Genomic DNA, 24,148 nt, shown 5'->3' on the forward strand with positions numbered 1-24,148 from the left:
CCCTGGGCGGCGCAGGCGCGGCGGAGACACAGTGCTTCGCCTACGACGGCCACCGCCGCCTGACGCAGGCGTGGACCCCCGCCTCGCAGGACTGCGCGGCCGCGCGGGACGCGGGCAGCCTGTCGGGCCCGGCTCCGTACTGGACGTCGTACACCTACAACAAGGCCGGGCAGCGCACGAGCGAGACCCAGCACACGACTGCCGGTGCCGCGAAGACGACGTACTGCTACACCGACTCCGTCCAGCCGCACACCCTGTCCGGCACCAGCACCACCGCCGACTGCGCCGCCCCGGACCGCACCTACACCTACGACGCGGCGGGCAACACCACCAAGCGGCCCGGTGAGTCAGACCCCCAGCACCTGACCTGGAGCCCGGAGGGCAAGCTGGCCGAGCTCACGGAGGGCGACACCAGCACCGACTACCTCTACGACACCGACGGCACCCTCCTCATCCGCAACACCAGCGACGGCGAACGCATCCTCTACGCTGGCGCGAGCGAGGTTCACCTGCGTGCCGACGGCACGATGTGGGCCCAGCGCCACTACACCACCCCGGAAGGGGAGACCACTCTCGCGGTCCGCACCAACGAGTCCGGCACGAACAAACTGACCTACCTGGCTGCGGACCACCACGGCACGTCCCACCTGGCCATCACCGCCGACGACACTCAGGACTTCACCAAGCGCTACACCAGCCCGTTCGGCTCCGACCGCGGCACCCCCACCGGCGCCCAGGCCTGGCCCGACGACAAGGGCTTCCTCGGCAAAACCCGCGACACCACCACCGGCCTGACCCACATCGGCGCCCGCGAATACGACCCCACCCTCGGCCAGTTCATCAGCGTCGACCCCATCCTCTCCCTCGACCAGCCGCAATCCCTCAACGGCTACAGCTACGCCAACCAGCACCCCACCACCAGCGACCCCACCGGCATGCGCGAAACCTGCGGCGCCTACACCGTCGACTGCCGCGGCGGCGGGCCCGCATCCGGCGGCGGAGGCGGTGCTCCCTGCCCCAGCCTCACCGACCCACAGTGCCCTGAGTACCAGAGCGGGAGCAGCGGAAACGACGGCGGCACCGTCACCATCAGCAGCACCGGGACCACCACCAACAGCGACCAGGTGTGCTCCATCAAGGATGGAAACTGCGCGTACAACCTTGGCCCGTCAGATCCAGGCACATTCGGGAACATCCTCTACGGGCTTGTCAGCAACCTCGCCTATACTGCGGAATTGGCTGGCTGGATCTTTGACGGTGACTGCCGAAACGGTGGCGCAGGTACTCCAGGCTGCGACTACGGCGCACAGTTCGATGCTTGGGTAGCCGCGCAGGGATACGACGTTAATTCCGACGCTTACCTCGTCCCCAGCTTCCTCGCCGCCCTTTTCTTTCACAAGGACAATGGAGGTGGAGTCCCTCGTCGGAAACCAGCCACTGTAAGCACTAGCGCCACTAACAACTACAAGAGTACATTCTTCAAAGCTTACCCTCACCTTAAAGGTAAGGTAATTGTGCATCATGCCGTCGAGCAGCAGGTACTGAAGAAGTACCCCGGGCTCTTCGCGAAGAGCGAAATAAACTCAATTGACAACCTTAGAGGGATTCCGAAGTCGGCGAATCCAGACCTCCACCTAAGCAGAATTCGCGTGTTGTGGAATGGATTCTATAAGACGAATTCAGCTCCGACGCGTAAGCAAGTTCTCGACTACGCTACGTTCGTTGACGACTTCGTAGGAGGAGAATTCGATCCACGTATCCGTTAAAGTGCCTAATGCGTTGGTCGACTCTGCCTGATTAGTGAGCGGGCTGAGTCTACTGCCAGCGTGATACCGATAGGTTCGTGACCTCCGGCAGTAGCTTGCGCTACTATTTACGCAGGCTGTCGTCGGCGTCGGGGTGCAAGACTGTTGCAAGTCCCTTCGCTGTCTGCGCCTGTCGGCAGTTGCCAAATAGGATGACTCTTCGTTACGGAACTGGCTAATGTGGATCGAATTTATCTCATCCATTTCTACGCAGGTGGAATTCAAGACCCCCGTCGGCGAGACTGCGCTCGACGCGGCAGAGTCGGCTTTGGAGCAACCTCTTCCTGCGGACTTGAAGTCTCTCCTGCGCGAGACGAATGGGGTTTCCGATGAGTTCGAGTGCAGCTTCATATGGCCCGCAGAAGAGATTGCGGCTCGAAATCAGGAAATGAGGAGCTCAGTCGATTTTCGAAGCCTCTATATGCCTTTTGATCCGCTGTTGCTATTCGGCGATAATGGCGGTGGTGATCTTTTTGCTTTCGTTTCTACGCCCGTAAGGCCGGATATTTTCGTCTGGCAGCACGAGAGTGACAGTCGCCGTTGGGTCGCCAATGACCTGAAGGATTATATCCGCCGTTACCTTGGTGCTGGCGGGGAAGACTGGTACGAGTCCTGATGAACCAAGAGGCTGTAGAAGTTGCTCAGGCGGTGTTCAAGTCGGTTAGTGCGGGAGTGGAAGTGCCTGACTCTGAAATTCTGTTTGAGGTAGTGCGCCGCCATGAGGGGATCGAATTTGACGTACCCTCTTTGGAGGAGGCGGACGGATTCCTGTTCCAGTACGGGAATGTTAATTGGTTTCCCGAGTCCATGTTTATGTTGGGGGCGACCCGACTACAAGGCGGCCCGATTTCTCCCCTGCTCGCGAATCTGTTTCTGCACTACGGTTTCGATGCTTGGATGACACGGAAATATCCGGGAATCTCATTCGAACGGTACGCAGACGATGGTGCGCCACGAGCCGAGGGGTGCGATGCCCCTCGGCTACTCGGCAGCTGGGTCAGCCGGGTGCCGTCGACGAACCAGCGCAGCACGAGCACCGCCTGCCGGAAGACGCCCAGCGCGCGCGTGCCCCTGCGGGTCCCCAGCAGCTCACGATGCCCGCGTAGCAGCTTTGCGAGGTGCTCGGCGGTCGCCCTGCGGACGTCCAGGACAGCGGTGTAGGTGATACTGGAGGGCACGTGGAGCCTCTGGTTGTACGGAACGTGATCTTGGCAGACTCGTTCCTATCAGGGGCTTCACGCATATCTGACGCCAGGTCACCATCCCGTGCACGCGAAGCGATCACGCACCGTAACCGTCACGTTGCCGAGAAGACCTCATTGGTTCGGTCGGCTGCGGCTGGGCCTACGGCAGCAAAGTGAAGGAGAGGGGGGCTTTGGGACGGACGACGCCGAAGTGGCGGCGGTCCAGAGTGGCGATGGCGTCCGCTCCCAGGCGTTCGGCGATGGCGAAGACGGAGGCGTCGACCGCGCCGAGGGGGAAGTCGGCATACTTCTCCACCAGTTCGACCATACGGTCGACGTCTTGGGCGGCCAGGGGGAGCAGGCTGATCTGGCCGGTGCGGACGGAGCGCAGGAAGGCGGCTTCCGCGCGGGTGCCGTGCTCGCGCTCCAAGAGGTAACAGACCTCGGTGAGCACGGGGTAGGGCACCAGCAGCGGGCGTGGGGTGCGGCGCATCAGCTCGACACAGCGGGCGTGGTCCTGATCATCGGCATCGGCGGCGGCGACCAGCGCCCCGGTGTCCCAGATGATCACTCGGCCTCACGTCCCAGTTCGGCGCGGAGGATCTCGCCGGAGCGGGCACCCAGGTCGCCCTTGCCGCTGGACAGCGCTCCGACGAAGTCGGGCAGCGGCCACTCCTGCCCGCCGTCCTCAGCGGGAGTGCTCTCGCGCACGAGGGCCAGTATTGGCGCGACCTGCGACTCCGGTAGCCGGTCGATCAGCTCGTGCAGCTCTTCACGCAAGGTGCTCATGACGCCAGGATAGGGACAACCCGCACAGCGTGGGAACCGGACGAGGGCGGACCGTAAAGACATCCCGTACGGTCTGCACCTCTGACGGCAGTAGCGACGGCAACGACCATGGACGTCAGCGCACAACCGCAGACGTCAGCGGACCGCCGAACCACCGTCTACCTGCGAAAACGCAGGTAGAGAGGGTCGTGTAGCACACGTACTGCAGCATGTGCTGGCGGGTGAGACTCCGGTACTCGTTCACGATTCCAGCTGCCCTGCGTGCGGATTCCCGTCTCGATGTTGGAGATCTTCGTCCGGTCGAGCCCGAGCAGCCTGGCGGCCTGATCCGCCGTCATTCCGACGGACCGGCGGCGGAGAAGAACCGCCGCCGACGTCGCAGGGGCCATCTGGGGCGGTGGTCGACCACCCCGCCGCAGTGAACGGGATGGTGTGCAGCTTCCCGCGCGCACGTATGGTGAATCCCGTGCACATGCCAAGATCGTGAAGCTGGAGGTCAATTTGTGTCACTGGGGCGGGGACGAGGCAACAGGGACGGACACGACCGGAGACGGTTCCGGGTCGCCGGAGCCACGGCGGCCACGCTTGTCGTGGCGGCCGCTGCACTGGCGCTGCCGGCGCCGATGGCCCACGCGGCATCCGCACAGGTGGACGGGCCGCCGTCGCAGCGCGCGAACGACCGGGCCCGGGAGGCCGTCGCGCAGGCATTCCGCCGTAGCCACGGCGGAGATTCCCCGGTCGACCTGACGGCGCCGAAGGCTCCCCGGGTCACGATCGCAGCTCCCTACAGTGAGTGTGTGGCGAACGCCTGCCAGGCAGCAGGCGGGCCGGGCGTGGACGTGACGTTCACGCTGGCCCCGAACGAGGCGGACACCAACGTCGTCTCCTACGTCTACCGGGTCTCGTCCGACGACACCTGGTCGTCGGTGACCGGTTCCACGGCCACGGTCACCTTCACCCCGCCGTACGGGGGCACGTACTTCCTCCAGGTCCGGGCCCGTGACGACGTCGGTGCGGGTCGGCTCGGCGAGACCACCCAGGTGGACTTCCATGTCGCGGTCGGCGAGGGCGAGACCGGCCGCTGGCACTTCGACGAGGAGAGCGGTACGGCGCTCGACTCCGGCACCGCCGCGGGGGCACCACAGTACGACGCGACGCTGTCCGGCGGCGCGACCCGCGACGACCGGGGGCGGCGCGGAGAGCTGACCCAGGACTCCCAGGGCGCCCCGCTTCAGTCCCCGACCACGGACCGGGGACTGGTCCTGGACGGCAGCAGCGGGCATGCGGCGACGGACGGTCCCGTGGTGGACACCCGCGCCTCCTACACGCTGTCGGCCTGGGTGCGCCCGGACGCGCTCGGCGCCACCGACCAGGCCGTGCTGGCGCAGGACGGCGACGGCGGCTTCCGCCTGTCCTATGAGGGCGCGCGCCGAACCTGGACGCTGCGCACATCCTCGCGGGACGGCGCCGACGGCGGCCTCGACCACCGGACGGTGGCGGCCGAGTTCCTGGCGACACCGGATGTGTGGACCCATCTGGCAGCGGTGTACGACGCGGATGCCGGTGAGATCCGGCTGTACGTCAACGGCCGACTGCAGGCCACCGACACCCTGACCGCACCCGCGGCGGCCAACGGTCCGCTGCAGTTCGGCCGGGCACTGTCGAGCGGGACCTCCACCGAATACACCGAATACACCGACTACTTCGACGGTTCCCTCGACGAGGTGAGTGTCTGGCAGCGGGCCCTGACCGACGCCGAGATCACTGGCGAGGCCCGTCTCATCACCTCCAACGGGTTCAACGCCGTGGAACTGGTCGCCGACTGGTCGGCCGTCGGGGGAAGCGGCACCACGCTCACCGACACAGTCTCCGGATACGGCCGCGCGCTGACCCTGTCCGGCGGAGCGACCCTGGACGGCGAGGCGATCGTGCTGGACGGAGTGGACGGTGCGGCGGCGGCGGACGGTCCGCTGGTGGACGACACGGGTTCGTTCACGGTGAGCGCCGAGGTCGTCCTGGACGGGGCTACGATCTCGGCCAAGAACGTCGGTTACGTCGGCCAGGTCCTCGGTCGGCGCGCGGGCGACGGCTCCGCCTGGGGACTGTGGTACGAGGTCACCGGTATGGACACGGTGCTGGACCCGGACACCTTCGAGGAGACGACGGTTCCCGTCGGCCTCTGGCGATTTGGCCGCCGGAACGCCGACGGCACCCATGCCGCGGTCACCTCCGACGAGCCCGCCCAGTTGGACGTTCCCGTCCGGCTGACCGGTGTCTTCGACGCGCAGGACGGTGAGGTCGAGCTCTACCTCGGGTACGACCAGAACGGCGGCGCGCTCCCGTTCACGGCCGCCCCCGGCTCGGGCGAGTTCACCGTCGGCAGTGCGATGGACGGCGGTTCCTGGACGGACCACCTGCCCGCGCGGGTCACGGACGTCAGGGTCTGGGCCGGTGCCATGACCTCGCCGCAGCAGATCAGCGAGGTGGTCGGCGACTGACGGTGCCTCCGGTGGGGGAGTGGGGAGAAGAGGAACGGGGACGGTGGCCACTGCTGAACGTCCCGGTAGGTGCAGTCCAAGTGGGTCGTCAAGGGCTTCGCCGTACCTTCCCTGCAAGCTCGATCCCCTTTCCCCGCCGCCAAGTTGGGGCATATGCGTCTCACTCTATGTGGATCACGTCCGCACCTTCCGTGCATGGATCTGGCGGATTCAATGTTGAGCAGGGCATGTCGTGGATATGGTGCTGTGCAAGACCAGCAGAACTGATGCAGAAGGACTGCAGAAGCGCTGCAGAAGGGCTTCGGGAGAGCTTCAGAAGAGGTCTGAAGCCCCACTGGAGACCTTCGGAAGAGCTTCGGAAAAGACAGGAAGAGACGCGGCAGCGGCGCGCAACGGCCGACTCCGACGTCACAGGGGCCATCTGGGGCGGTGGTCGACCACCCCGCCGCAGTGAACGGGGTGGTGTGCAGCGTGCCGACCGCGATAGCCGTCACCAGTCCCGATCTGGTGCTCCCACCGCACGACCGGCAGACCCCGCCCGCGGCCGTCCAGCCGCAGGACACGCTGGAGACCTCCCTCCTCGGCATGCACGCGCTCATCGAGCAGCACGGGTACGTCATCGCGCTCTACTCGGCCTCCGCTCCCGGTGACGTCACCCGGCGCCTGCACGCCGTCCGCTCGGTCCTGGAGAGCGACCGCATCGCCCTGCTGGGCGTCGACCTGCCGCCCCTCGGACTCGCCCTGCTGGCCCAGCAGTTGCGCCAGCTGTCCGTGTGCGACTTCAGCCCCGGGGTGCTCGCCTCCTCCGCCCGGCTCCTCGCCCACTACATCTACGCCGGCGCCCACCTCTCCTCGGTCGCCAAGCTCGACCGTGTGCCGGTGACGCTGAAGTCCCACGCCAAGTCCTGGATGCCGGGCGCCCAGTTCGCCGTACTGGCCAACCCGCGGCCCCAGCTCGTCCGCGTCGGGCAGGGGGAGCTCGCCGGGCCCGAGTTCGGGACGCGGCTCCTCGTCGCCTCCGGGCAGCCGCCGTCCGACTGGGTCACCTCGACGCTCGCGCCCGCCTGGCAGGTGCAGGGCGTGGCCACCGTGGCCCTGTCCGAGGAGTCGACGCGCTGGTGGGGGACGGGCAAGCTCGTGGAGTTCGCCGCCGGGCTGTTCGACGTCTCCGTGCTCTACCAGCTCGTGTCGTCTGTACGCCGGGAGGAGTGCCGTTGGTGCGGCCTCGAACTCATCGGCGACCGCTGCGGGTTCTGCGCGGCACCGTTGCCGCCACCGCAAGAGCTTTCGACTCCTGCCGCGCGGGCATCAACACCGGTACGGGCGTTGCCACCAGGCGCCACGTAAGTCACGTAAGCCGTCATAAGCAGTCACGTAAGGAACGTACGTACAACTTCACAGCTCGTACGGCCAGGCCGCTCGCTCCGTCCGTCCCTCACCGCCCTCCCCCGATCGAGGTTGTCCGCGTCATGAACTCACGCCAGCGCCGCGGCGTCATCCTGCTGGTCCTCTCGGCCCTGTGCGCCCTGGGCGCCTTCGCCGGGGTGCTCTCGGTGATCCGTGACGTGAACTCGAAGGTCGGGCCGGAGGTGGCCGCGTACCGCCTGAAGGACGACATCGCGCCGTACAGGGAGCTCACGGCCGACCAGTTCGAGAAGATCGAGATGCCGGAGCGGTGGCTGTCGGACACGGCCGTCACCGACCTCCGGGACATCGACGGGAAGATCGCGGTCACCCAGTTGCGGAAGGGATCCCTCCTCCAGACCGACATGATCGTGGACCGGCCCGAACTCGACGCCGGGCAGCAGGAGATCGCGATCCTGATCGACGCGTCGACGGGTGTCGCCGGAAAAATCAACCCGGGCTCGCGGGTCAACATCTACGCCACCTTCGAGGCCGACGACAGCGACAACGGCGTCAACCAGTCCAAGCTGATCGTCGCCGACGCGCGCGTCCTCGACGTCGGCAAGCTCACCGCCCTGGAAGCGGGCCAGTCCAGCAGCGACCGCCGCCGTACCGCCACGGAGGCCGTCCCCATCACCTTCGCCCTCGACACGGCGGACGCCCAACGCGTCGCGTTCGCCGAGTCGTTCGCCGAACATGTCCGCCTCGCCCTGGTCGCGGGCGGCGACGACACCAGCGTCTCGCCCGGAGACCGTACGTACACCCTCGACGAGGACAAGTAGGAGGCCGCGCGATGAGGTCCCTCCGTAAGAGCCTGTCGTCAAACTCCCGCCTGCCCGGCGGCGTCTGGCACGCACGCTCGCCGCGTTGCCGAAACGCCCACGTGGCTCCACCACGAGGGCGCTCCGGCGCCTTGCGATCGCACGCACCAGACGCCGCCGGGCCCGCCCTTCGGGCGGACGACGGGAGTTTGACGACAGGCTCTGGCATCCGCAAGATCCGCACCGGGATCTGCCGATGACCATCCGCATCCTCCCCGCCGTCGGGGACATCGACTCGGCCCGCGCCCTCACCACCCTGCTCGCCCAGCTCGCCGACGCCGAACCGGCCCAGCCCGTGGCGGACTCGACGGCCCTGCTGGACACGCTGGCGCGGCTCGCCGCGGAGTCGCTGGACGAGCTGCCCGAAGTGGTCCTGGTCCATGAAGGCATCGGCCCGGTACCGGCGTTGGACCTGATCCGGGACGTCGTCATGCGCTTCCCGGCCGTCGGTGTCGTCCTCATCACCGCCGACACCAGCACCGGCGTCCTCACCTCCGCCATGGACTCCGGCGCCCGCGGCATCGTCACCCTCCCCCTCGGCTACGAGGCCCTCGCCGAACGCGTCCAGGCCGCCGCCTCCTGGTCGGCCGGCATGCGACGGCACTTCAGCAGCGGCAGCGGTACGCCCGAGCTGTACGCGGGCCCGGGCGGCACGGTCGTCACGGTGACCGGGGCGAAGGGCGGCGTGGGCGCCACCGTGGCCGCCGTCCAACTGGCCCTGGCGGCACGGGCGTCGGGGCACACCGTGGCACTGCTTGACCTGGACCTCCAGTCCGGGGACGTCGCCTCGTACCTGGACGTCCAGTTCCGCCGCTCCGTCGCCGACCTGGCCGGGATCGCGGACATCAACCACCGGGTGCTGCAGGACGCGGTCTACACCCACGACAGCGGCATCGGCCTGCTCCTCGCCCCCGCCGAGGGCGAGCGCGGCGAGGAGGTCACCGACCGGGTCGCCCGCCAGGTCCTCGGCGCCCTGCGGGCCCGCCACGAGGTCGTGATCGTCGACTGCGGCTCCCAGATGACCTCCGCGACCGCGGCCGCCGTGGAAATGGCCGACCAGGCACTGCTGCTGGTGACCCCGGACGTGGTCGCGGTGCGCGCCGCCAAGCGGATGGTCCGCCTGTGGGACCGGCTCCAGATCCGCAAGGCGGAGGAGACGCTGACGGTCGTCAACCGTCACGCGAGGGGTGCGGAGATCCAGCCGTCCCTGGTGGAGAAGGTGACGGGCACGAGAGTGTCCCGCACCGCCGTCCCCGCCGCCTTCAAGGAACTCCACTCCGTCGTCGACGCGGGCCGCCTCCAGGACCTCGACAACCGCTCCACGGTCAAGCAGGCCCTGTGGGGGCTGGCGGGGGAGCTGGGCCTCGTGACCGCCCAGGACGGCGGCGGTGGCGGTCGGCGCCGCAAGGGTGCCTCCTCGGACCGGGGGGCGCTGGTCCTCCGCCGCAAGGGCGGCGACCGGGGCTCGGTGACCCTCGAATTCGCCGGGATGTTCCCGCTGTTGCTCGTCGTGATGACCATCCTGTGGCAGTGCGTGCTGTACGGCTACACGTACTCCCTCGCGGGCAACGCGGCCGACGAGGCGGCGCGGGCGGCGACAGCCGCGTACGCGGTGGACGGTGACGTGGGCGGGGCCTGCGCGGCGGCCGGGGGCGAGCACCTCCCGGACGCCTGGAGCGGCGCCGGCATCGACTGCAACGTCGAGGGCCCGGTCATGATGGCCACCGTCACTGCCCAAGTCCCCCTCTTCTTCCCGGGCTTCGACGCGGGCTGGGAGGTCCAGGGCGAGGCGGGGGCGGCGTTGGAGGGGGAGGGCTGATGAGGTCCTCGGAGCGGGGAGGGCTGATGAGGACCTCGGAGGGGGACGGCTGATGAGCTCCTCGGAGAGGGGACGGCTGATGAGCTCCTTGCCCGGACGTCTGCGGGGAAGGCTCGAACGTCTGCGGGGGAACGACCGGGGTGTCTCCATCCTGGAGTTCGCCGGTTTCCTGCCCGTCCTGCTGCTCATCGGCATGGCCGGCATCCAGCTCGGCCTCATCGGCTACGGCATCAACCAGGCGGGCTCGGCCGCGCGGGCCGCCGCCCGGGCCGACTCCCTGGAGCCCGGGGCGGGCGCGGCGGCGGGCGTGGCCGCGGCGAGCAGTTGGCTGAACCCGGACGTCGACGTGGCACAAGGCGCGGACACCACCACCGCCACGGTCAGCCTCACCGTCCCCTCCGTCATCCCCCTCCTCGACCCCGTGCCCGTGGACCGCAGCGCCACCATGCCCAACGACAGCGACGACTGACCTCCGTACAACTGATCGCCGTACGACTGACTGCCGTACAACTGAGAGCACGTCTGAGATTACGTCCGACATTACGTCCGAGAGGAGTTGACGAAGAGAGATGAGCCTGCGATCCCGCATCGCCTCCCCCGAGGAGGGAGCACCCGGCCGTGAGGACGGACACCTCGTGGCCGTCTACCGAGCCAAGCTCCTCGAAGAGATCGACCTCGCCGAGATGTCGAGCCTGACGGCGTCCGACCGCCGCGCCCGCCTCGAACGCGTCCTCGGCCACATCATCAGCCGAGAGGGCCCGGTGCTCTCGTCGGCCGAACGCTCCCAGCTGATCCGGCGGGTCGTCGACGAGGCCCTCGGCCTGGGCGTCCTCGAACCGCTCCTCGCCGACGCGTCGATCACCGAGATCATGGTCAACGGCCCGGACTCCGTCTTCGTGGAGCGCGCCGGACGCGTGGAGCAACTCCCGTTGAGGTTCGCCTCCAACGAGCAGCTCATGCAGACCATCGAGCGCATCGTCTCGACGGTGAACCGGCGCGTCGACGAGTCCAACCCCATGGTCGACGCCCGCCTCCCCACCGGCGAACGCGTCAACGTCATCATCCCCCCGCTCGCCCTGACCGGCCCGACCCTCACCATCCGCCGCTTCCCCCGCGCGTACACACTCCCGGAGCTCATCGGCCTGGGGTCGCTGGACGAGCAGATGCTCCTGCTGCTCGCCGCCTTCGTCCGCGCCCGCTTCAACGTGATCGTCAGCGGCGGTACGGGCACGGGCAAGACGACCCTGCTGAACGCGTTGTCCGGGCTCATCCCGTCCCACGAGCGCATCATCACCATCGAGGACTCCGCCGAACTCCAGCTCCAGCAGGAGCATGTGATCCGCCTCGAATCCCGCCCCCCGAACATCGAGGGCAAGGGCCAGATCACCATCCGCGACCTGGTCCGCAACTCCCTCCGTATGCGCCCCGACCGCATCATCGTCGGCGAGGTCCGCGGCGGGGAGACGCTCGACATGCTCCAGGCGATGTCGACGGGCCACGACGGTTCGCTGGCGACGGTGCACGCGAACTCGGCCGAGGACGCGCTGATGAGACTCCAGACCCTGGGCTCCATGTCCGAGGTCCTCATCCCCTTCGAGGCACTCAAGGACCAGATCAACTCGGCGGTGGACGTGGTCGTCCAGCTCACCCGCTTCGCCGACGGCTCCCGCAAGATCACCGAGATCGCGCTGCTCGTCTCGCACGGCCGCGAGCAGTTCCGTATCGCCACGGTCTCGCGCTTCGTCCCGCGCCCCCTCGGCCCCGACCGCGTCGTCCACGGCCACTTCGAACACCTCCCGCTGCCCCGCCCGGCCGCGGAGAAGCTGTACGTGGCCAACGAGCCGCTGCCGCCCGCCTTCGGCGTGGCCGAGGCCATCGACGTACTCAACACGAGGCAGGCCATCGGATGACTCATCGGACGCCCGGGATCTGTACGGCCACGGTCACGGCCACGGTTACGGTTACGACCACGACCAGGACGTGTGTGTCATGAGTAACTCGACCCTGCTGGCCCTCGGCGCCACGATCCTCTGCTGCACGCTCGCCGTCGCGGGCGTGCACTCGTACGCCTCCGGCCGCGCCCAGCGCCAGGCCCTCGTCGACCGCCTCTCCGGGGCCGGCCCGATGCGCACGGCAGCGGGCCGCGTACGGCGCTTCGCGGCCGTCGACCGCCGCCTGCGCCACACCCGGCTCGGCCGCGAGATCAACCTCCGCCTGTCGGCGACCGGACTCGACGTGACGGCGGGGGAGTTCGCGACGTACGTCACCGCCGTGGTCATCGCCCTGTGGCTGATCGCCGCCGCGACCCTGGCCCCCTTCTTCGGCCCGATCGCCGCCCTCGCCGGTATCTGGAGCGCGGCCATCTTCCTCAACTGGCAGCGCCAGAAACGCATTGAGGCCTTCATCAACCAACTCCCCGACGTGGCCCGCCTCCTGGCCAACGCCACCGCCGCGGGCCTCGCCCTCCGTACGGCACTGGCGATGGCGGCGGAGGAGCTGGAGGACCCGGCGGGCGAGGAACTGGCGCGGGTCGCCGATCAGTTGAGCCTGGGCCACTCGGTCGAGGACGCCCTCGACGAACTGGCCCGGCGCCTCCCCTCCCGCGAGCTCATCGTCCTCGTCACGACCCTCGTCCTGTCGAACAAGGCCGGCGGCTCCATGGTCGGCTCCCTCCGCAACCTCACCCAGACCCTGGAGGACCGCAAGGAGACCAGGCGCGAGATCCGCACGATGCTCTCCGAGGTCAACGCGACCGCGTTCACAGTCCCGTTCCTGGGCATCGGCTCCCTCGTACTGATCAACTCCTCGAACGAGGGCGCTCTCGCCAAGGTCACCGGCTCACCGCTCGGCCAGAGCCTGATCCTCCTGGCCCTCGGCCTCTACACGGTCGGCTTCATCGTCATCCGCCGCCTGGGCAAGATCGAAGTATGAGAGGGGAGTTGAGACCACCGTGCTGCCCCTGCTCCTCGCCCTCCTGATGGCCGCCTCGGTCGCGGGCATCCTCCTCGGCATCCGCCTGATCCGCGCCGACGCCAAACTGCCCAGCGACCTCGTCCTCGCCCTGGAGGTCGGCGCCACCCGCGTCTCCACGGCGGGCTCGGCCGTCGACCGCCTGGGCATGCGCTTCGCGCCCCTCGTCCTGCGCCTGATGGGCCCCCGCCGAGTCGAGGCCAAACGCCGCCGCATCGACATGGCGGGCAACCCCGGCGGTCTGACCCTCAACCGCTACGCGGCCCGCCGCGCGGTCTACGGCGTCTTCGGCACGCTCATGGGCCTGATCTTCCTCACCAACGGCCAACTCCTCTTCGCCGCCGTCACGTTCGCCTTCGGGGTCTTGGCCGCCGACGCTGCCATCTGGCAGGCCATCCGCGAACGCAAGGACGTCATCGACCGCACGCTTCCCGACTTCCTCGACGTCCTGGCGGTCGTGGTGTCGGCAGGCCTCGGCTTCCGCCAGGCCCTGGACCGGGTGGCGGAGAAGTACGAGGGCCCGTGGGCGGACGAACTCCGCATCACCCTGCGCCAGATGGACATGGGCGTCAGCCGCCGCCAGGCCTTCGACGAACTCCGCCGCCGCAATTCGTCCGAGCAGGTGGCCCAGTTCGTCTCCGCATTGCAGCAGGGCGAGGAACTCGGCTCTCCCATCGCCGAGACCCTCATCCAACTCGCGACCGACATGCGCCGCACCGACGCGCAGAACGCACGGCGCCGCGCCGCACGAACCATCCCCAAGGCGACCCTGGTGACCCTGGTCTTCATGCTCCCGGCCACCATGATCCTCATCGCGACGGGGATGTTCCTGGGCTCGGGCACGAACTTCGGCGAGATTCTGGGCCGATGATGAGCAGGTGGGTCACTCGGCTGCGGGCGCTCGTGCCGCTGGGGTGGCACCCGTCCCAAGGAGAGCGGCAGTCTGTGAGCGCGGGCAGGCGCGCCGACGGGAGCGGGGGCAGGCGCCGCAATGTAAGCGGCGGCAAGCGCGTCAACTCGAAGCTCAGCCCCAGCACAGGGTATTTGGCAGACGACGCACCCGCCCCCGCAAGCCTCCGCCTCCAGCTCAACGCCCTACAGGCCCTCTGCCGCCAAACCTTCGCCGTCCGCCTCACCACCCTCGCCATCGGCACCCCCTTCGCCATGGCGAACACCACGGACGGCCCTCCGACCCACGCCGTACTCACCGCCGCGGTCCTCGGCATCACCGGCTCGTACGCCATGCTCCGGGACTGGGACCGCTTCGGCCCCCGCCTCCTCGCCCACCCCACCCTCATGGCTCTGGACCTCCTCTTCGGCGCGGTCCTGCTCCTCACGGCCTCCCCGGCGTCCCCCCTCGCCTACGCCACGGTCTGCACCCCCCTCCTCGCGGGCCTCCTCTACGGCTGGCGCGGCGCCGGCGTCTTCACCGGCCTCCAACTGGCCGTCCTGCTCACGGTCTACCGCGCCTGGGAACACCGCCCGGCCGCAGGTACCAGCACCCTCCTCATCGCCGGTTTCTGCATCGCGGCCGGGATCATAGGGGTCACCCTCCGCAACCTGATGTTCCGCTTCGGTACGGCCACCCAGGCCCTCTCCGAGGCCACCTCCCGCCTGGCGGTCGCGGAGGCCGTGGAATCCGAACGGGCACGCCTGGCCCGGGAGTTGCACGACTCGGTGGCGAAGACCCTGCACGGCCTGGCCCTGGCGGCGGACGCCCTCGCCACCTCGGCGGACGGCCCGGACCCCGACCCGCACCTCCTGCGGCAACAGGCAACCCTGATAGCGGCGGCAGCCCGCAGAGCCGCCACCGAGTCCCGCGAGGTCCTGACGGACCTGCGCCACCACACGGACCTCACGGCAACCCCGGATACCTCCCCAAGGGACTTGCTGACCGAACTGTCAGTACTCGCAGAGGACTTCACCTCCCGTACGACGATGCCGGCGCACCTCAAGCACACCGGAACACCCCCACCCCCCCTCCCGTACGAAACGACCCACCACCTCCTGGCGATCGTCTCGGAGGCACTGGAGAACACGTACCGCCACGCACAGGCAACCCACGTGGTGATCGAGGTAGAAACACTCCCGGACCCCCTCCCGGGCCTTCTCCCGGACACTTCCCCTGGCCGCCGCATGCCGGACACCCTCCACCTCCGGATCAAGGACGACGGCACCGGCCTCCCACCCACCGCAACCCTCGACCAGGCGCCCAAATCCGGCCACTTCGGCCTCCTGGGCATGGCGGAACGGGCGGCGACGACAGGAGCCCGCCTCGACCTGGGCAGCCCGGCACCGGGCGGCACCGAGATCACCGTGACCGTCCCGCTGCCCGCACCCCCCGCCACCACCCACATCCCCCAACAGGAGGCCGCCCATGCCTGACCAGGCACTTCCCGGCCCGCCCCTCCGCGTCCTCGTGGCCGACGACAACCCCGTGGTCCGCGCCGGCCTCGCCGCCCTGCTCGGCGCCCACCCCGACATCGAAGTGGTGGCAGGGGCGACGAACGGCGAGGAAGCGGTACGGCTGGCCGCCGAGCGTCTCCCGGACGTGGTCCTCCTCGACGTCCGCATGCCCGGCACAGACGGCCTGGCCGCCCTCCCCGAACTCGCCCGCCTCGCCCCGGTGATGATGCTGACGTACAGCCGTGAACCCGAGGTCGTGGCGGAGGCACTGCGCCGGGGAGCGGTCGGCTACCTCGTCCACGGCGAGTTCACCGCACCCGAACTCATCACGGCCGTAAGGGATGTGAGGGAGGGCAAGTCAACGATCTCGTCCGCGGTCTCCCCTTCCCCTTCCCCCTCCGCCTCGCCCTCTGGCTCATCTTCGCTCGGCGTTTCGCACAAATCTTCTCACGATTTCTCCGAACTCCCTTCGCATCTGCAACCAGTTGTGGCACAGTCGTCAAAGGCTCGCCCCGAATACCCGGCGGAACTCCACCGCCGCGCCCCCAACCGGATGACCTTCGGCCTGAGTTCAAGGGAGGTGGAGGTGATGGACCTCATCGCGTCCGGCATGAACAACCGCCAGATCGCCGCCGCCTGCTTCATCAGCGAGAAGACCGTCAAGAATCACATCAACCGCATCTTCGCAAAGCTGCACAGCTCCTCACGCAGCGAAGCAATAGCCCACTGGCTGGGCACGGCCCGCGAGGGGTGGAGCGGATGAGTCCGTTTACGGGGGGAAGTTGGGCCCCTGGACCCACCCGGAGTGGCCGGGGTCTCACGTACGGTGCTCACGTCAGTGATGGCATCAGGCGGGAGGGCAAGGGCTATGGACGCGAGAAGCCGGTTCGGCACGTGGAAGCGGACCGTTGTTTCCCGAATGCGGGGGAGGGGCCGGGATGTGGGGGCCGGGTTTGTGGAGTATGCGGGGTTGATGATCATCATTGCGGGGATCTTCACGCTGATCGACGGGTTGGGGCTGGACGGGCTGATCTCGGGTGCGATCCTGACAGCCGTGACGAACGTCATTGGCGGCTGAGGCCCCGTCGACCCTTCGGAGACCGCGGATCGACTCTCCCCATCTACATCTGGCTGTCGGGGATTCTTCTCTTCGCCGCGTTCGCCTTCTTCGCGTTCGCCCAGGCAGCGTTCGCCCGCAATGGTGCTCAAACCGCAGCGGACGCTGCGGCGTTGGCGGCGGCACAGGAGGCTCGGGACGAGTTGTTGCTCGACTTCGGGAATGCCATTGGCGGGGACGACGACTGGCTCGATTGGCTGGACCTGCCGGGTGATGTGGGACTCCCCGCAGACGGAGCCACCGCCGCGGCCCAGCAGTTGGCTGCCGAGAACGACTCGACCGTCCAGGGCGGAGCCCAGCCCATCGTGGTGGACGGCTATCCCGGGTTCCGGGTCGACATCCAGACGAACTACACCGTCGGCGATTCGATCATCCCCGGTACGGAGGGCATGCAGGCACAGGCCCATGCCGTCGCGGTCGTCAAACCGCGCTGTGAATTCGATGTGGACGCGGACCCCACGCAGCTCGTGGAACTGGACTGCGATGGTGAGACCGTGAACATCGACCCCGAAGATTTCGATCCGGACGACCTTCCCGACGCGTCCGTGATGTTCTCTGTGCATCTGGCCGAGTGAGAGGAAGACGCGCCCATGGAGTTCCGGTACACCACGAAGGGCCGCATGGTCATGACTGCGGTGACGATCGCCTCTGGGCTGGTCTTCATGGTGGCCGGCTGCGGTGGGGGAGGAGACGACGACAAGACGTCCAACGCGGGATCGTCTTCTGCTCCGGCCGACAACAGCGGTGACGACGGCAAGCAGGAGTCCGAAGCCCCCGCCGCCGAGACGGTGCTGGCCGAGGTCAAGGCGGGTGGCCTTACGCTCATGGTCACCTCGGCCACTCGTGACGAGGGCGACTTCGTCACGGTCGAGGGAACGGTGACCAACGGCACTGGACAGCCGTGGGTGGGTGCGGATTGGCGAGGCGACGAAAGTGAACTCATCAAGAACGGTGGATCCATTGCGGGCGCAAGTCTGATCGACCAGACAGGCAAGAAGAAGTACCTGGTCCTGCGCGATACCGAAGGGCGCTGCCTGTGCACGAGGTTCACCGGAGGCGTTCAGACCGGCGCGACCACGGAGTGGTTCGCTCAGTTCCCCGCACCGCCCGAAGGCACCACCGAGGTCGACTTCCAGGTCGGCTCCATGCCCCCCGCCTCCATCGAACTCTCCGAGGGCGAGTAACCATGGCCGCCCCCCTCACCATCACTGTCCTCGTGGCCACCCTCACCCTCCTGGGCACGCCGACGGCCTACGCCGAAGACGACCCCAGCCAGCCCCCAGGCACGGTCACCACCTCCCCACCCCCGGAGGTGGACGCGAACAGCCCTGGTCTGAAGCTGGCGTCAGGCGCGACCCTGGCTTCCGCCAAGGTCCTGGACATCAAGTCGGTCGTGGAGGACCTGGCCGGCGAGGAGCGCCGCGAGGACACGAACGAAAACGTGACGTTCGCGCTCCAGGCGGAGGTCCTCTTCCCCAAGGACAGCTCCAAACTGAACCCGCAGGCCCGCTCCCGCATCCAGGCGATCGCGGACGAGATCAAGAAGCGGAACCCCTCCACCGTCCGCGTCTTCGGCTTCACGGACAACCTCGGCTCGTACGCCCACGGTGTGACCCTCTCCAAGAACCGCGCCGAAGCTGTCCACGACCTACTGGCCGCCGCCCTCGGCCCGAACGTCACCTTCCAGGTACGCGGCTACAGCGAGGACTACCCCATCGCCGACAACTCCACGGAGGAGGGCCGCCGCAAGAACCGTCGCGTGGAGGTGTCGTTCCCGACGGGCACGGGCACGGGCACGGGGAGCTGAGACCCGGTTACGCGTTGCCGAGCGTTTCGGCGACGTAGGCACGGAACTCGTGGAATCGCCGCTCGGCTTCTTTGATGAACGTCTTGGGGCAATCAGTCTGGAGGCCGGAGCCTTCGCCCTGCCCGCTTACTCGCGTCCCTCGAAACAGGATGTGCCCCGCACACTACGAATCAAAGCGGACGGTTGGTGTTCCCAGCCGTGGTGTCCCGGATCGGGACGGCCCGGCCTACTGGCTGTCCGCCCCCCCCCCCGCACGGGTGATACCTCCGCAGAAGCCCAGACCGGCCATGGCAAGGCCCTCTACCTTCGCCGTGTGATCGAGCTGTACACGATCGAGCTGGAGCCCGAAGTGAGGCTCTGGCTCGAGACCCTGGCCCCTCGCCACTATCGCCAGGCCGAGGACAAGGCAGAGCTGCTGGCGGCATCTCCGCCCACGCTCGGTGAGCCGCACTCACGTAACCTTGGGGAAGGCGTGCGTGAGCTGCGTTTCATACTGGACGGCAATGCCGTACGTGTGACGTACTGGCTTGCGCCCGGCCGACGTGCCGTTCTGCTGACGGTCTTCCGGAAGACACGGATGCGGGAGGAAGCGGAGGTCAAGCGGGCCAAGCTGGCGAAGGCAGCGTGCGAGGCCGAGCATGGTCCCGCGCACGAGGAGTTCACCCGCGATTTCCGGGAGGAGCTGTGAACCACACCCGCTGGAAACTGGCGCGGGAGAGGAAAACCACCGAGGGCTACGTGGAGCCGCCAGAGGTTGTCGCCGAGCGTGAGCAGATCCGGCTGGCGCACGATCTGGGCCAGTTGGTGTACGACCGGCGCAAGGCTCTTGGCCTGTCGCAGTCCGTGCTGGGTGAGCGTCTCGGGATGTCCGCCGACGAAGTGGACACCGTGGAACTGGGCGGCATGCTGCCCGTCACAGCCGATCTCCTGGTCAGGCTGGCGTCGGCGCTCGACGTGACGGTGGATATTCACCTGGTGTCCGACGGTCACAACACAGTGGCGTTCGGGGAGCACGCGGCGTAGCCCACGAGCAGTGGGCCTGTCGCCGTGGTCTGGGATGGCGTCACGTCGGGGCTCCGCCCTGGGAACGCGAGGATGCCTATTCCCGGGATGTTGGGGAGTGGGACCCGCTTCCCTTCCCTCTGGCCTCCTCGTCCCCGTGCGCCTCCTTCAGGAGATCGCGTTGCAACCGCCGCTCCACCGCCGTGCTGACGTAAGCCGAGAACCCCCGCGCCTCGACGCGTGCCCTCACCGCAGCGATGAGACCCGCGGGCATGGAGACGCTGACTGACCGAGACGCCCTTTCGTCCTTGCTGTTCATGCTGCCAAAGTAGCTGCTCGGTAGCAGCATGTGAGGATCGTCGGTCGCTACTGGGCGGAGGCGGAGGCTGTTCCTGCTTCCGGCTCGCCGCCCGGCCCTTGTTCCTGCGGGTGTGCGACGAAGGTGCCCTTGGAGGGGAGAGTGACGACGAGGCCGCGGTCACGCAGCTCACGGGTGGCGCGGCGGGCGGTCAGGTTGGCTACGCCGTACTCGGCCGCGAGGTCCCGCTCGCCCGGCAGGCGGGCACCAGGCCGAAGCTCGCCTTTGGCGATTCGCTCCGCGATGTGGTCGGCCATCTGCATGTAGACGTACGCGATCTTGTTCGGGTCGATCGGCGACTGGCCTGAATCTCCTGTCATATCGAACACCGTACGACTGGCCTGGGCTGCGTGCTTCTGTGGATAGCGCGATACCGCTATACACCACGCGTACGCGAGTTATAACGTGATGTCTGTCAGAAAGACCCCGGCGACGGTGCTGGCCGTCCCGGGGCAGTGGCCGAACGCTTTCAAGGAGCGCCGACAATGCTGGACCTTACCGTCCGAGCCCTGACCTGGGTGCTGAACATCTGCCTGCCAAACCCCCGCGGTCGGCACCGAGCCGGAGTCGCCCCCGTGCAGTGGATCGCCCCGCCCCCACCCCGCTTCACGGAGCGCATCGACGGCCGCACGGCCGCCCTCGTACGCCCCTACGTCCTCACCCCGGACGAACGCAGCCGCCAACGCGAACGCCGCCGCGCCCTCTACCTGGCCAGCCTCGGCATCGACACCGGCCCGACGCACATCCACGGCATCCGAGTCGGAGCCGCCCGATGGCCGACCACCGCCCGACCCCCGGCAACCGCCCCCCGATCCGCATGTGCGTCCGCTGCGAACGCACCACCGAAAACCCCGTCCTGGTCCACGCGCACCACGCCGCCACCGGCCCCGGCTTCAACGTCTACGCGTGCCCGGACTGCGCCACCCACTACCCGCCCCCGACGGACCCCCTGGACCTGCTCGACCCCACCCCGCGCCTGTCCCGGATGACGATCCGCGTGTACCAAGTCACACCCGGCGGCGCCGTCACCCAGGACCGTGGTGAGGTCCACACGTTCACCGGCAGCCGCATGGACCCTGTCCCGCAGTCCGCGGCCTTCCGGCCTTGCGCCTGCCCGAGGTGCAGAACTGGACGATCAGCCGAGCATCCTCGATAACTCCCGCGAACGCACAGCAGATTCACAGAGCCTGTTGACCCCGGACGCACCGCAAGCGCCCGGGGTCAACGACATCTCGAAGTAGACACAATCCAGCCACAGGGCCTGCCTGACTCACCCCGTTAAATGAATAAATGCCCACTCTGTGGCACGGGTTCAGCCTGGCGTGACCGCTGGTCCCACCGATATCGTCAGTGCTCTTGACTGAACTTGAGCCTCACGGGGGAGCCCACAGTGAAGCGCCGCCCTTTGCCCATTGCTGCCGCGCTCGCCGCAACCGCAGCTCTGCTGCTGACGGCTTGCGGGAGCGGAGGCGACACCTCGACAGACAACGACAAGATCGTGGGAGCGGACACCGGCGACACGAATACGTCGGCCGCGCCGAGCGCGAGCCCTTCGGATTCCATCGAGCGGCCTGACATCACGCTCCCGGACGGCGTCGATGACGTCTTCGAAAGCTGGAAGACGGGCGACTCCACCGAGGACGCGGTTCTCTCGGACGCTGCACGAGCTCAGACCGCCATCAACGACGCCATCCTCGAAGGCAAGTCGGATACCCCTGGCATGACGTTCTACTACAGGGGCGAGGCTTTGACGTCGTCCGTTAAGTGGGTCCAGAAGTGGCTGGACGCCGGAATCACGTATACGGGCACTACGCGGTACTTCAGTCCCAAGGTCGAGATGTTCGACAGCGAGTCGGCGGGTGTCTCGTTCTGCGCCGATGAGACGAAGGCGTACAACAAGGACCGCAAGACTGGGAAGGTTGACAAGACGCCTCCCAGTGACGACTCGTACGTGTTGTACAACACGCGCTTGGAGAAGAACGAGCAGGGCGTCTGGCAGACGTCCCACGGTACGTCCGTGCGGGGGAGTGAGACGTGCGTTCAGTGAGCTGGCCCCGTTCCGTTACCGCCGCTGGCGCTCTCGCTCTCGTTTGCGCACTTCTCGCACCCGCGACAGCCTTCGCCAAGGACCCGGGAGGGTCCCAGTTCGACGTCGAGGGAAGCAACGAGAAAGACAGTGGTCAGACCCTCGAATCTCGCATCGTGTACAGCGGCTCGACCCGTGGATCGGGAGACGGAGGCTCGGGAGGGTTCACGCCTGTTGGCGATTGGTCTCCGCCTGCCTGTTGGTACGAGCCCAAGTGGACACCGGCCGAGTTTGCGAAGGAGTTCGAGAAGGAGTGGAACATTCCTCACGCCAGCGGTGTGGGGGAAGCGTATGGCCTGGCCAAGGACCACTACATAAACGGCAACCCGTACAAGGATTTCAATGAGTCCGAAACGGGCAAAGGCATGTGGTGGAAAGCGGTTCGGGACAAGGGGCGCGAGGAATCAGGCGATCCGGCAGCCTTCGCGTGTGACAACGCCGCTTTCTGGGTGGAGAACGGGGAAACCCCGGACTTGGAGAATGCGGTGACTCCCGAGGTCCTCGCCGAACTCGCCTACAAAAGGATCAGGGTCCCCGACACCGAGGTGACCCTCGCTCCCGAGGCCACCACGAAGGTCAACCTCCCGACCTGGGCCTGGCTCGACGAGGCGACGTTCAAGGAGGTCGCCGTCACCGCCTCGCTCAACGTCGGCGGCGTGAACATCCAGGCCACCACCACCGCCAAGCCCGTCTCGCTGACACTGGAACCGGGTACGGCCGACGCCGAGACCTACCCGGCCTCCGGTGAGTGCGCCCTCAACGACGACAACTCCATCGGTGAGCCCTACGCCCGAGGCAAGGCCGACCAGACCCCGCCCTGCGGCGTCAAATACCTCCGCTCCTCCGGCAACGGCACGTACAAGCTCCAGGCAACCGTCACATGGGAAGTCACCTGGACGGGCACGGGCGACGCCGGCGGAGACCTCCCTGACGGCACCTTCGGCAACGACCAGGACGTCATTGTCCAGGAGATTCAAGCCGTCAACCGCTGATCAGACACACAGGGCAGGTGCACATGTCGTTCCTGAGGTTCTACTCGGATGACGTGAAGGAGATGGCGCGCACACTGGAGAACAGCGGTGGCCGCATGAAAGAAGCGTCGAAAGAAATGTCACGGGCGGACTCCAGCCAGGTCGGACACACCGACCTCCAGTCCGCATGCGATGATTTCGCCGACTCCTGGGACTACGGATTCGGCCAGCTGTCCAAGCTGACGAAGGGTATTTCCAAGTTCGCTAACAAGGCTTCTGAGGAATTTCTCAAGCTGGATCAGAAGTTGCACGATGAATTGAAAAATAAATCCGCCGAAAAGTGAGTCGGTTCCGTCGGTCTTGGTTGCCCGTGACCAGGAATCTTCACATTGTTCAGGCGGCCGCTCGTGGCGGCCACTCCACCCCTGCTGCGGCCAGGCGGGCGAGATGTTTGGCGCGCCTGTACCGGGTTACGGCGAGCCCTGTGAGGTAGAGCGTGATGAGTGCGAGCCAGATTCCTCCGGCGATGAGAACGCGTCCGGCGGTGTAGCCGGGGAAGATGAGGAAGATAGCCGCGACGATGGGAAAAAGGAGGACATTGCTCAGAACTCGCGGGCTGTACCTGGCCGATGCATCCACGATCATTCGTGAGTACAACAGATCCACTTCGGGGCGGGCTGCCGCGTCCGGGACGAGCCCACGACCTGGCCGCATCCCGGGGAGTGCGTTCCCGCGTTGCAGGCCGGGGTGGTCGGCCATCGTGGCCATGGCTCGCTCTCGGGCGTCGGGTGTGCGTTGGAAGAGGAAGTAGGGGTTGTTCATGGCGGCATTGCCCGGCACGTGCCCCATGTAGCGATAGCCGAGCCTCTCGGCGACATAGGCAAAGGCCGCAAATTTCTTCATCCCCGGAAAGAAGGGCCTCACGGCGTAATCGCTCTTCTCTTCCGCCATGGCCTTCATCAGTCCGTTCAGCAAATGTCGTTCATCCACGACAACTTCCTCCTCCGGCCGCCCATGGGCTTGGGGGCGCACGTGCTAGTGGGCAAACACTGCTGATAACTTATCGCCTCAACGAGAGCTCGGTCGAAGGGGGATGTCACGCATGGGTGGC

Annotated in this window: 26 protein-coding genes and 1 pseudogene; 21 read left to right on the forward strand and 6 right to left on the reverse strand. The window is 67.4% G+C overall.

Annotation, left to right across the window (positions count from 1 at the left end):
- Both ACWD3C_RS41085 and ACWD3C_RS41090 read left to right on the forward strand, forming a co-directional pair.
- On the forward strand, positions 1-1,766 hold a 1,766-nt coding region (locus ACWD3C_RS41085), incomplete at its 5' end, for an RHS repeat-associated core domain-containing protein (RefSeq protein ID WP_451152567.1).
- A gap of 253 nt (positions 1,767-2,019) precedes the next feature.
- Positions 2,020-2,421, forward strand: a complete 402-nt coding sequence (locus ACWD3C_RS41090) for an SMI1/KNR4 family protein (RefSeq protein ID WP_451152569.1) — start codon at positions 2,020-2,022, stop codon at positions 2,419-2,421.
- Between the two features lie 352 nt (positions 2,422-2,773).
- Here the strand turns inward: ACWD3C_RS41090 and ACWD3C_RS41095 are convergent.
- The 4 genes and pseudogenes from ACWD3C_RS41095 to ACWD3C_RS41110 form a co-directional block, all read right to left on the reverse strand.
- A pseudogene (locus ACWD3C_RS41095) lies at positions 2,774-2,983 on the reverse strand (IS5/IS1182 family transposase); the annotation flags it as partial.
- A 166-nt stretch (positions 2,984-3,149) separates the two neighbouring features.
- Positions 3,150-3,560 carry a type II toxin-antitoxin system VapC family toxin gene (locus tag ACWD3C_RS41100; protein ID WP_451152571.1) on the reverse strand — a complete coding sequence of 137 codons (411 nt, stop codon included), beginning with the start codon at positions 3,558-3,560 and terminating at the stop codon, positions 3,150-3,152.
- Positions 3,557-3,778 carry a hypothetical protein gene (locus ACWD3C_RS41105; RefSeq protein WP_093589831.1) on the reverse strand — a complete coding sequence of 74 codons (222 nt, stop codon included), beginning with the start codon at positions 3,776-3,778 and terminating at the stop codon, positions 3,557-3,559. The genes ACWD3C_RS41100 and ACWD3C_RS41105 overlap by 4 nt, the downstream gene beginning before the upstream one ends.
- A 158-nt stretch (positions 3,779-3,936) precedes the next feature.
- Complete coding sequence (locus tag ACWD3C_RS41110; RefSeq protein ID WP_451152573.1) at positions 3,937-4,167, reverse strand: helix-turn-helix domain-containing protein; 231 nt, start codon at positions 4,165-4,167, stop codon at positions 3,937-3,939.
- 408 nt (positions 4,168-4,575) lie between these two features.
- Here ACWD3C_RS41110 and ACWD3C_RS41115 point away from each other — a divergent pair, with 408 nt between their 5' ends.
- The 15 genes from ACWD3C_RS41115 (at position 4,576) to ACWD3C_RS41185 (ending at position 19,643) form a co-directional block, all read left to right on the forward strand.
- Positions 4,576-6,276, forward strand: a complete 1,701-nt coding sequence (locus ACWD3C_RS41115) for a LamG-like jellyroll fold domain-containing protein (RefSeq protein ID WP_451152575.1) — start codon at positions 4,576-4,578, stop codon at positions 6,274-6,276.
- A 471-nt stretch (positions 6,277-6,747) separates the two neighbouring features.
- Complete coding sequence (locus ACWD3C_RS41120) at positions 6,748-7,623, forward strand: hypothetical protein (protein WP_451152577.1); 876 nt, start codon at positions 6,748-6,750, stop codon at positions 7,621-7,623.
- 122 nt (positions 7,624-7,745) lie between these two features.
- The gene (gene cpaB, locus ACWD3C_RS41125; RefSeq protein ID WP_451152579.1) at positions 7,746-8,462 is read left to right on the forward strand and encodes a Flp pilus assembly protein CpaB; all 717 of its coding nucleotides are present in this window, start codon (positions 7,746-7,748) and stop codon (positions 8,460-8,462) included.
- Positions 8,463-8,697: 235 nt separating this feature from the next.
- The gene (locus ACWD3C_RS41130; protein WP_451152581.1) at positions 8,698-10,320 is read left to right on the forward strand and encodes an AAA family ATPase; all 1,623 of its coding nucleotides are present in this window, start codon (positions 8,698-8,700) and stop codon (positions 10,318-10,320) included.
- Positions 10,321-10,399: 79 nt separating this feature from the next.
- On the forward strand, positions 10,400-10,789 hold the full coding sequence (locus tag ACWD3C_RS41135) for a TadE family protein (protein WP_451152583.1): 390 nt from the start codon (positions 10,400-10,402) through the stop codon (positions 10,787-10,789).
- Positions 10,790-10,889: 100 nt separating this feature from the next.
- Positions 10,890-12,230: a CpaF family protein gene (locus ACWD3C_RS41140; RefSeq protein WP_451152585.1), complete on the forward strand. Its 1,341-nt coding sequence runs from the start codon at positions 10,890-10,892 to the stop codon at positions 12,228-12,230.
- A gap of 79 nt (positions 12,231-12,309) precedes the next feature.
- Positions 12,310-13,251, forward strand: coding sequence for a type II secretion system F family protein (locus tag ACWD3C_RS41145; protein ID WP_451152587.1), 942 nt, complete (start codon positions 12,310-12,312; stop codon positions 13,249-13,251).
- A 19-nt stretch (positions 13,252-13,270) separates the two neighbouring features.
- Positions 13,271-14,161, forward strand: a complete 891-nt coding sequence (locus ACWD3C_RS41150; protein WP_451152589.1) for a DUF5936 domain-containing protein — start codon at positions 13,271-13,273, stop codon at positions 14,159-14,161.
- 173 nt (positions 14,162-14,334) lie between these two features.
- A complete protein-coding gene (locus ACWD3C_RS41155; protein ID WP_451152634.1) occupies positions 14,335-15,675 on the forward strand; it encodes a sensor histidine kinase in 1,341 nt (446 codons plus the stop codon).
- Complete coding sequence (locus ACWD3C_RS41160) at positions 15,668-16,459, forward strand: response regulator (protein ID WP_451152591.1); 792 nt, start codon at positions 15,668-15,670, stop codon at positions 16,457-16,459. The genes ACWD3C_RS41155 and ACWD3C_RS41160 overlap by 8 nt, the downstream gene beginning before the upstream one ends.
- A 311-nt stretch (positions 16,460-16,770) precedes the next feature.
- Positions 16,771-17,388 (forward strand): pilus assembly protein TadG-related protein, encoded by a 618-nt coding sequence (locus ACWD3C_RS41165; RefSeq protein WP_451152636.1) that lies wholly within the window; start codon positions 16,771-16,773, stop codon positions 17,386-17,388.
- 15 nt (positions 17,389-17,403) lie between these two features.
- Positions 17,404-17,997, forward strand: a complete 594-nt coding sequence (locus tag ACWD3C_RS41170; RefSeq protein ID WP_451152593.1) for a hypothetical protein — start codon at positions 17,404-17,406, stop codon at positions 17,995-17,997.
- Positions 17,998-17,999: 2 nt separating this feature from the next.
- The gene (locus ACWD3C_RS41175) at positions 18,000-18,620 is read left to right on the forward strand and encodes an OmpA family protein (RefSeq protein WP_451152595.1); all 621 of its coding nucleotides are present in this window, start codon (positions 18,000-18,002) and stop codon (positions 18,618-18,620) included.
- A gap of 313 nt (positions 18,621-18,933) precedes the next feature.
- The gene (locus ACWD3C_RS41180) at positions 18,934-19,308 is read left to right on the forward strand and encodes a type II toxin-antitoxin system RelE/ParE family toxin (protein WP_451152597.1); all 375 of its coding nucleotides are present in this window, start codon (positions 18,934-18,936) and stop codon (positions 19,306-19,308) included.
- The gene (locus ACWD3C_RS41185; RefSeq protein WP_451152599.1) at positions 19,305-19,643 is read left to right on the forward strand and encodes a helix-turn-helix domain-containing protein; all 339 of its coding nucleotides are present in this window, start codon (positions 19,305-19,307) and stop codon (positions 19,641-19,643) included. The genes ACWD3C_RS41180 and ACWD3C_RS41185 overlap by 4 nt, the downstream gene beginning before the upstream one ends.
- Positions 19,644-19,988: 345 nt before the next feature.
- Here ACWD3C_RS41185 and ACWD3C_RS41190 read toward each other — a convergent pair whose 3' ends face one another.
- Positions 19,989-20,300: a GntR family transcriptional regulator gene (locus ACWD3C_RS41190; protein WP_451152601.1), complete on the reverse strand. Its 312-nt coding sequence runs from the start codon at positions 20,298-20,300 to the stop codon at positions 19,989-19,991.
- A gap of 452 nt (positions 20,301-20,752) precedes the next feature.
- Between ACWD3C_RS41190 and ACWD3C_RS41195 the strand changes: the two genes are divergently transcribed.
- The 4 genes from ACWD3C_RS41195 (at position 20,753) to ACWD3C_RS41210 (ending at position 23,381) form a co-directional block, all read left to right on the forward strand.
- A complete protein-coding gene (locus ACWD3C_RS41195; protein WP_451152603.1) occupies positions 20,753-21,136 on the forward strand; it encodes a hypothetical protein in 384 nt (127 codons plus the stop codon).
- A gap of 234 nt (positions 21,137-21,370) precedes the next feature.
- Positions 21,371-22,027 (forward strand): hypothetical protein, encoded by a 657-nt coding sequence (locus tag ACWD3C_RS41200; protein WP_451152605.1) that lies wholly within the window; start codon positions 21,371-21,373, stop codon positions 22,025-22,027.
- Between the two features lie 152 nt (positions 22,028-22,179).
- Positions 22,180-23,058, forward strand: coding sequence for a hypothetical protein (locus ACWD3C_RS41205; protein ID WP_451152638.1), 879 nt, complete (start codon positions 22,180-22,182; stop codon positions 23,056-23,058).
- Between the two features lie 23 nt (positions 23,059-23,081).
- Positions 23,082-23,381, forward strand: a complete 300-nt coding sequence (locus ACWD3C_RS41210; protein WP_451152607.1) for a hypothetical protein — start codon at positions 23,082-23,084, stop codon at positions 23,379-23,381.
- Between the two features lie 49 nt (positions 23,382-23,430).
- On the opposite strand, the gene ACWD3C_RS41215 is transcribed toward ACWD3C_RS41210, so the two are convergent.
- Positions 23,431-24,027 carry a hypothetical protein gene (locus ACWD3C_RS41215; RefSeq protein ID WP_451152609.1) on the reverse strand — a complete coding sequence of 199 codons (597 nt, stop codon included), beginning with the start codon at positions 24,025-24,027 and terminating at the stop codon, positions 23,431-23,433.
- Between the last annotated feature and the right edge of the window lie 121 nt (positions 24,028-24,148).

Source organism: Streptomyces sp. NPDC002845 (assembly GCF_053591955.1).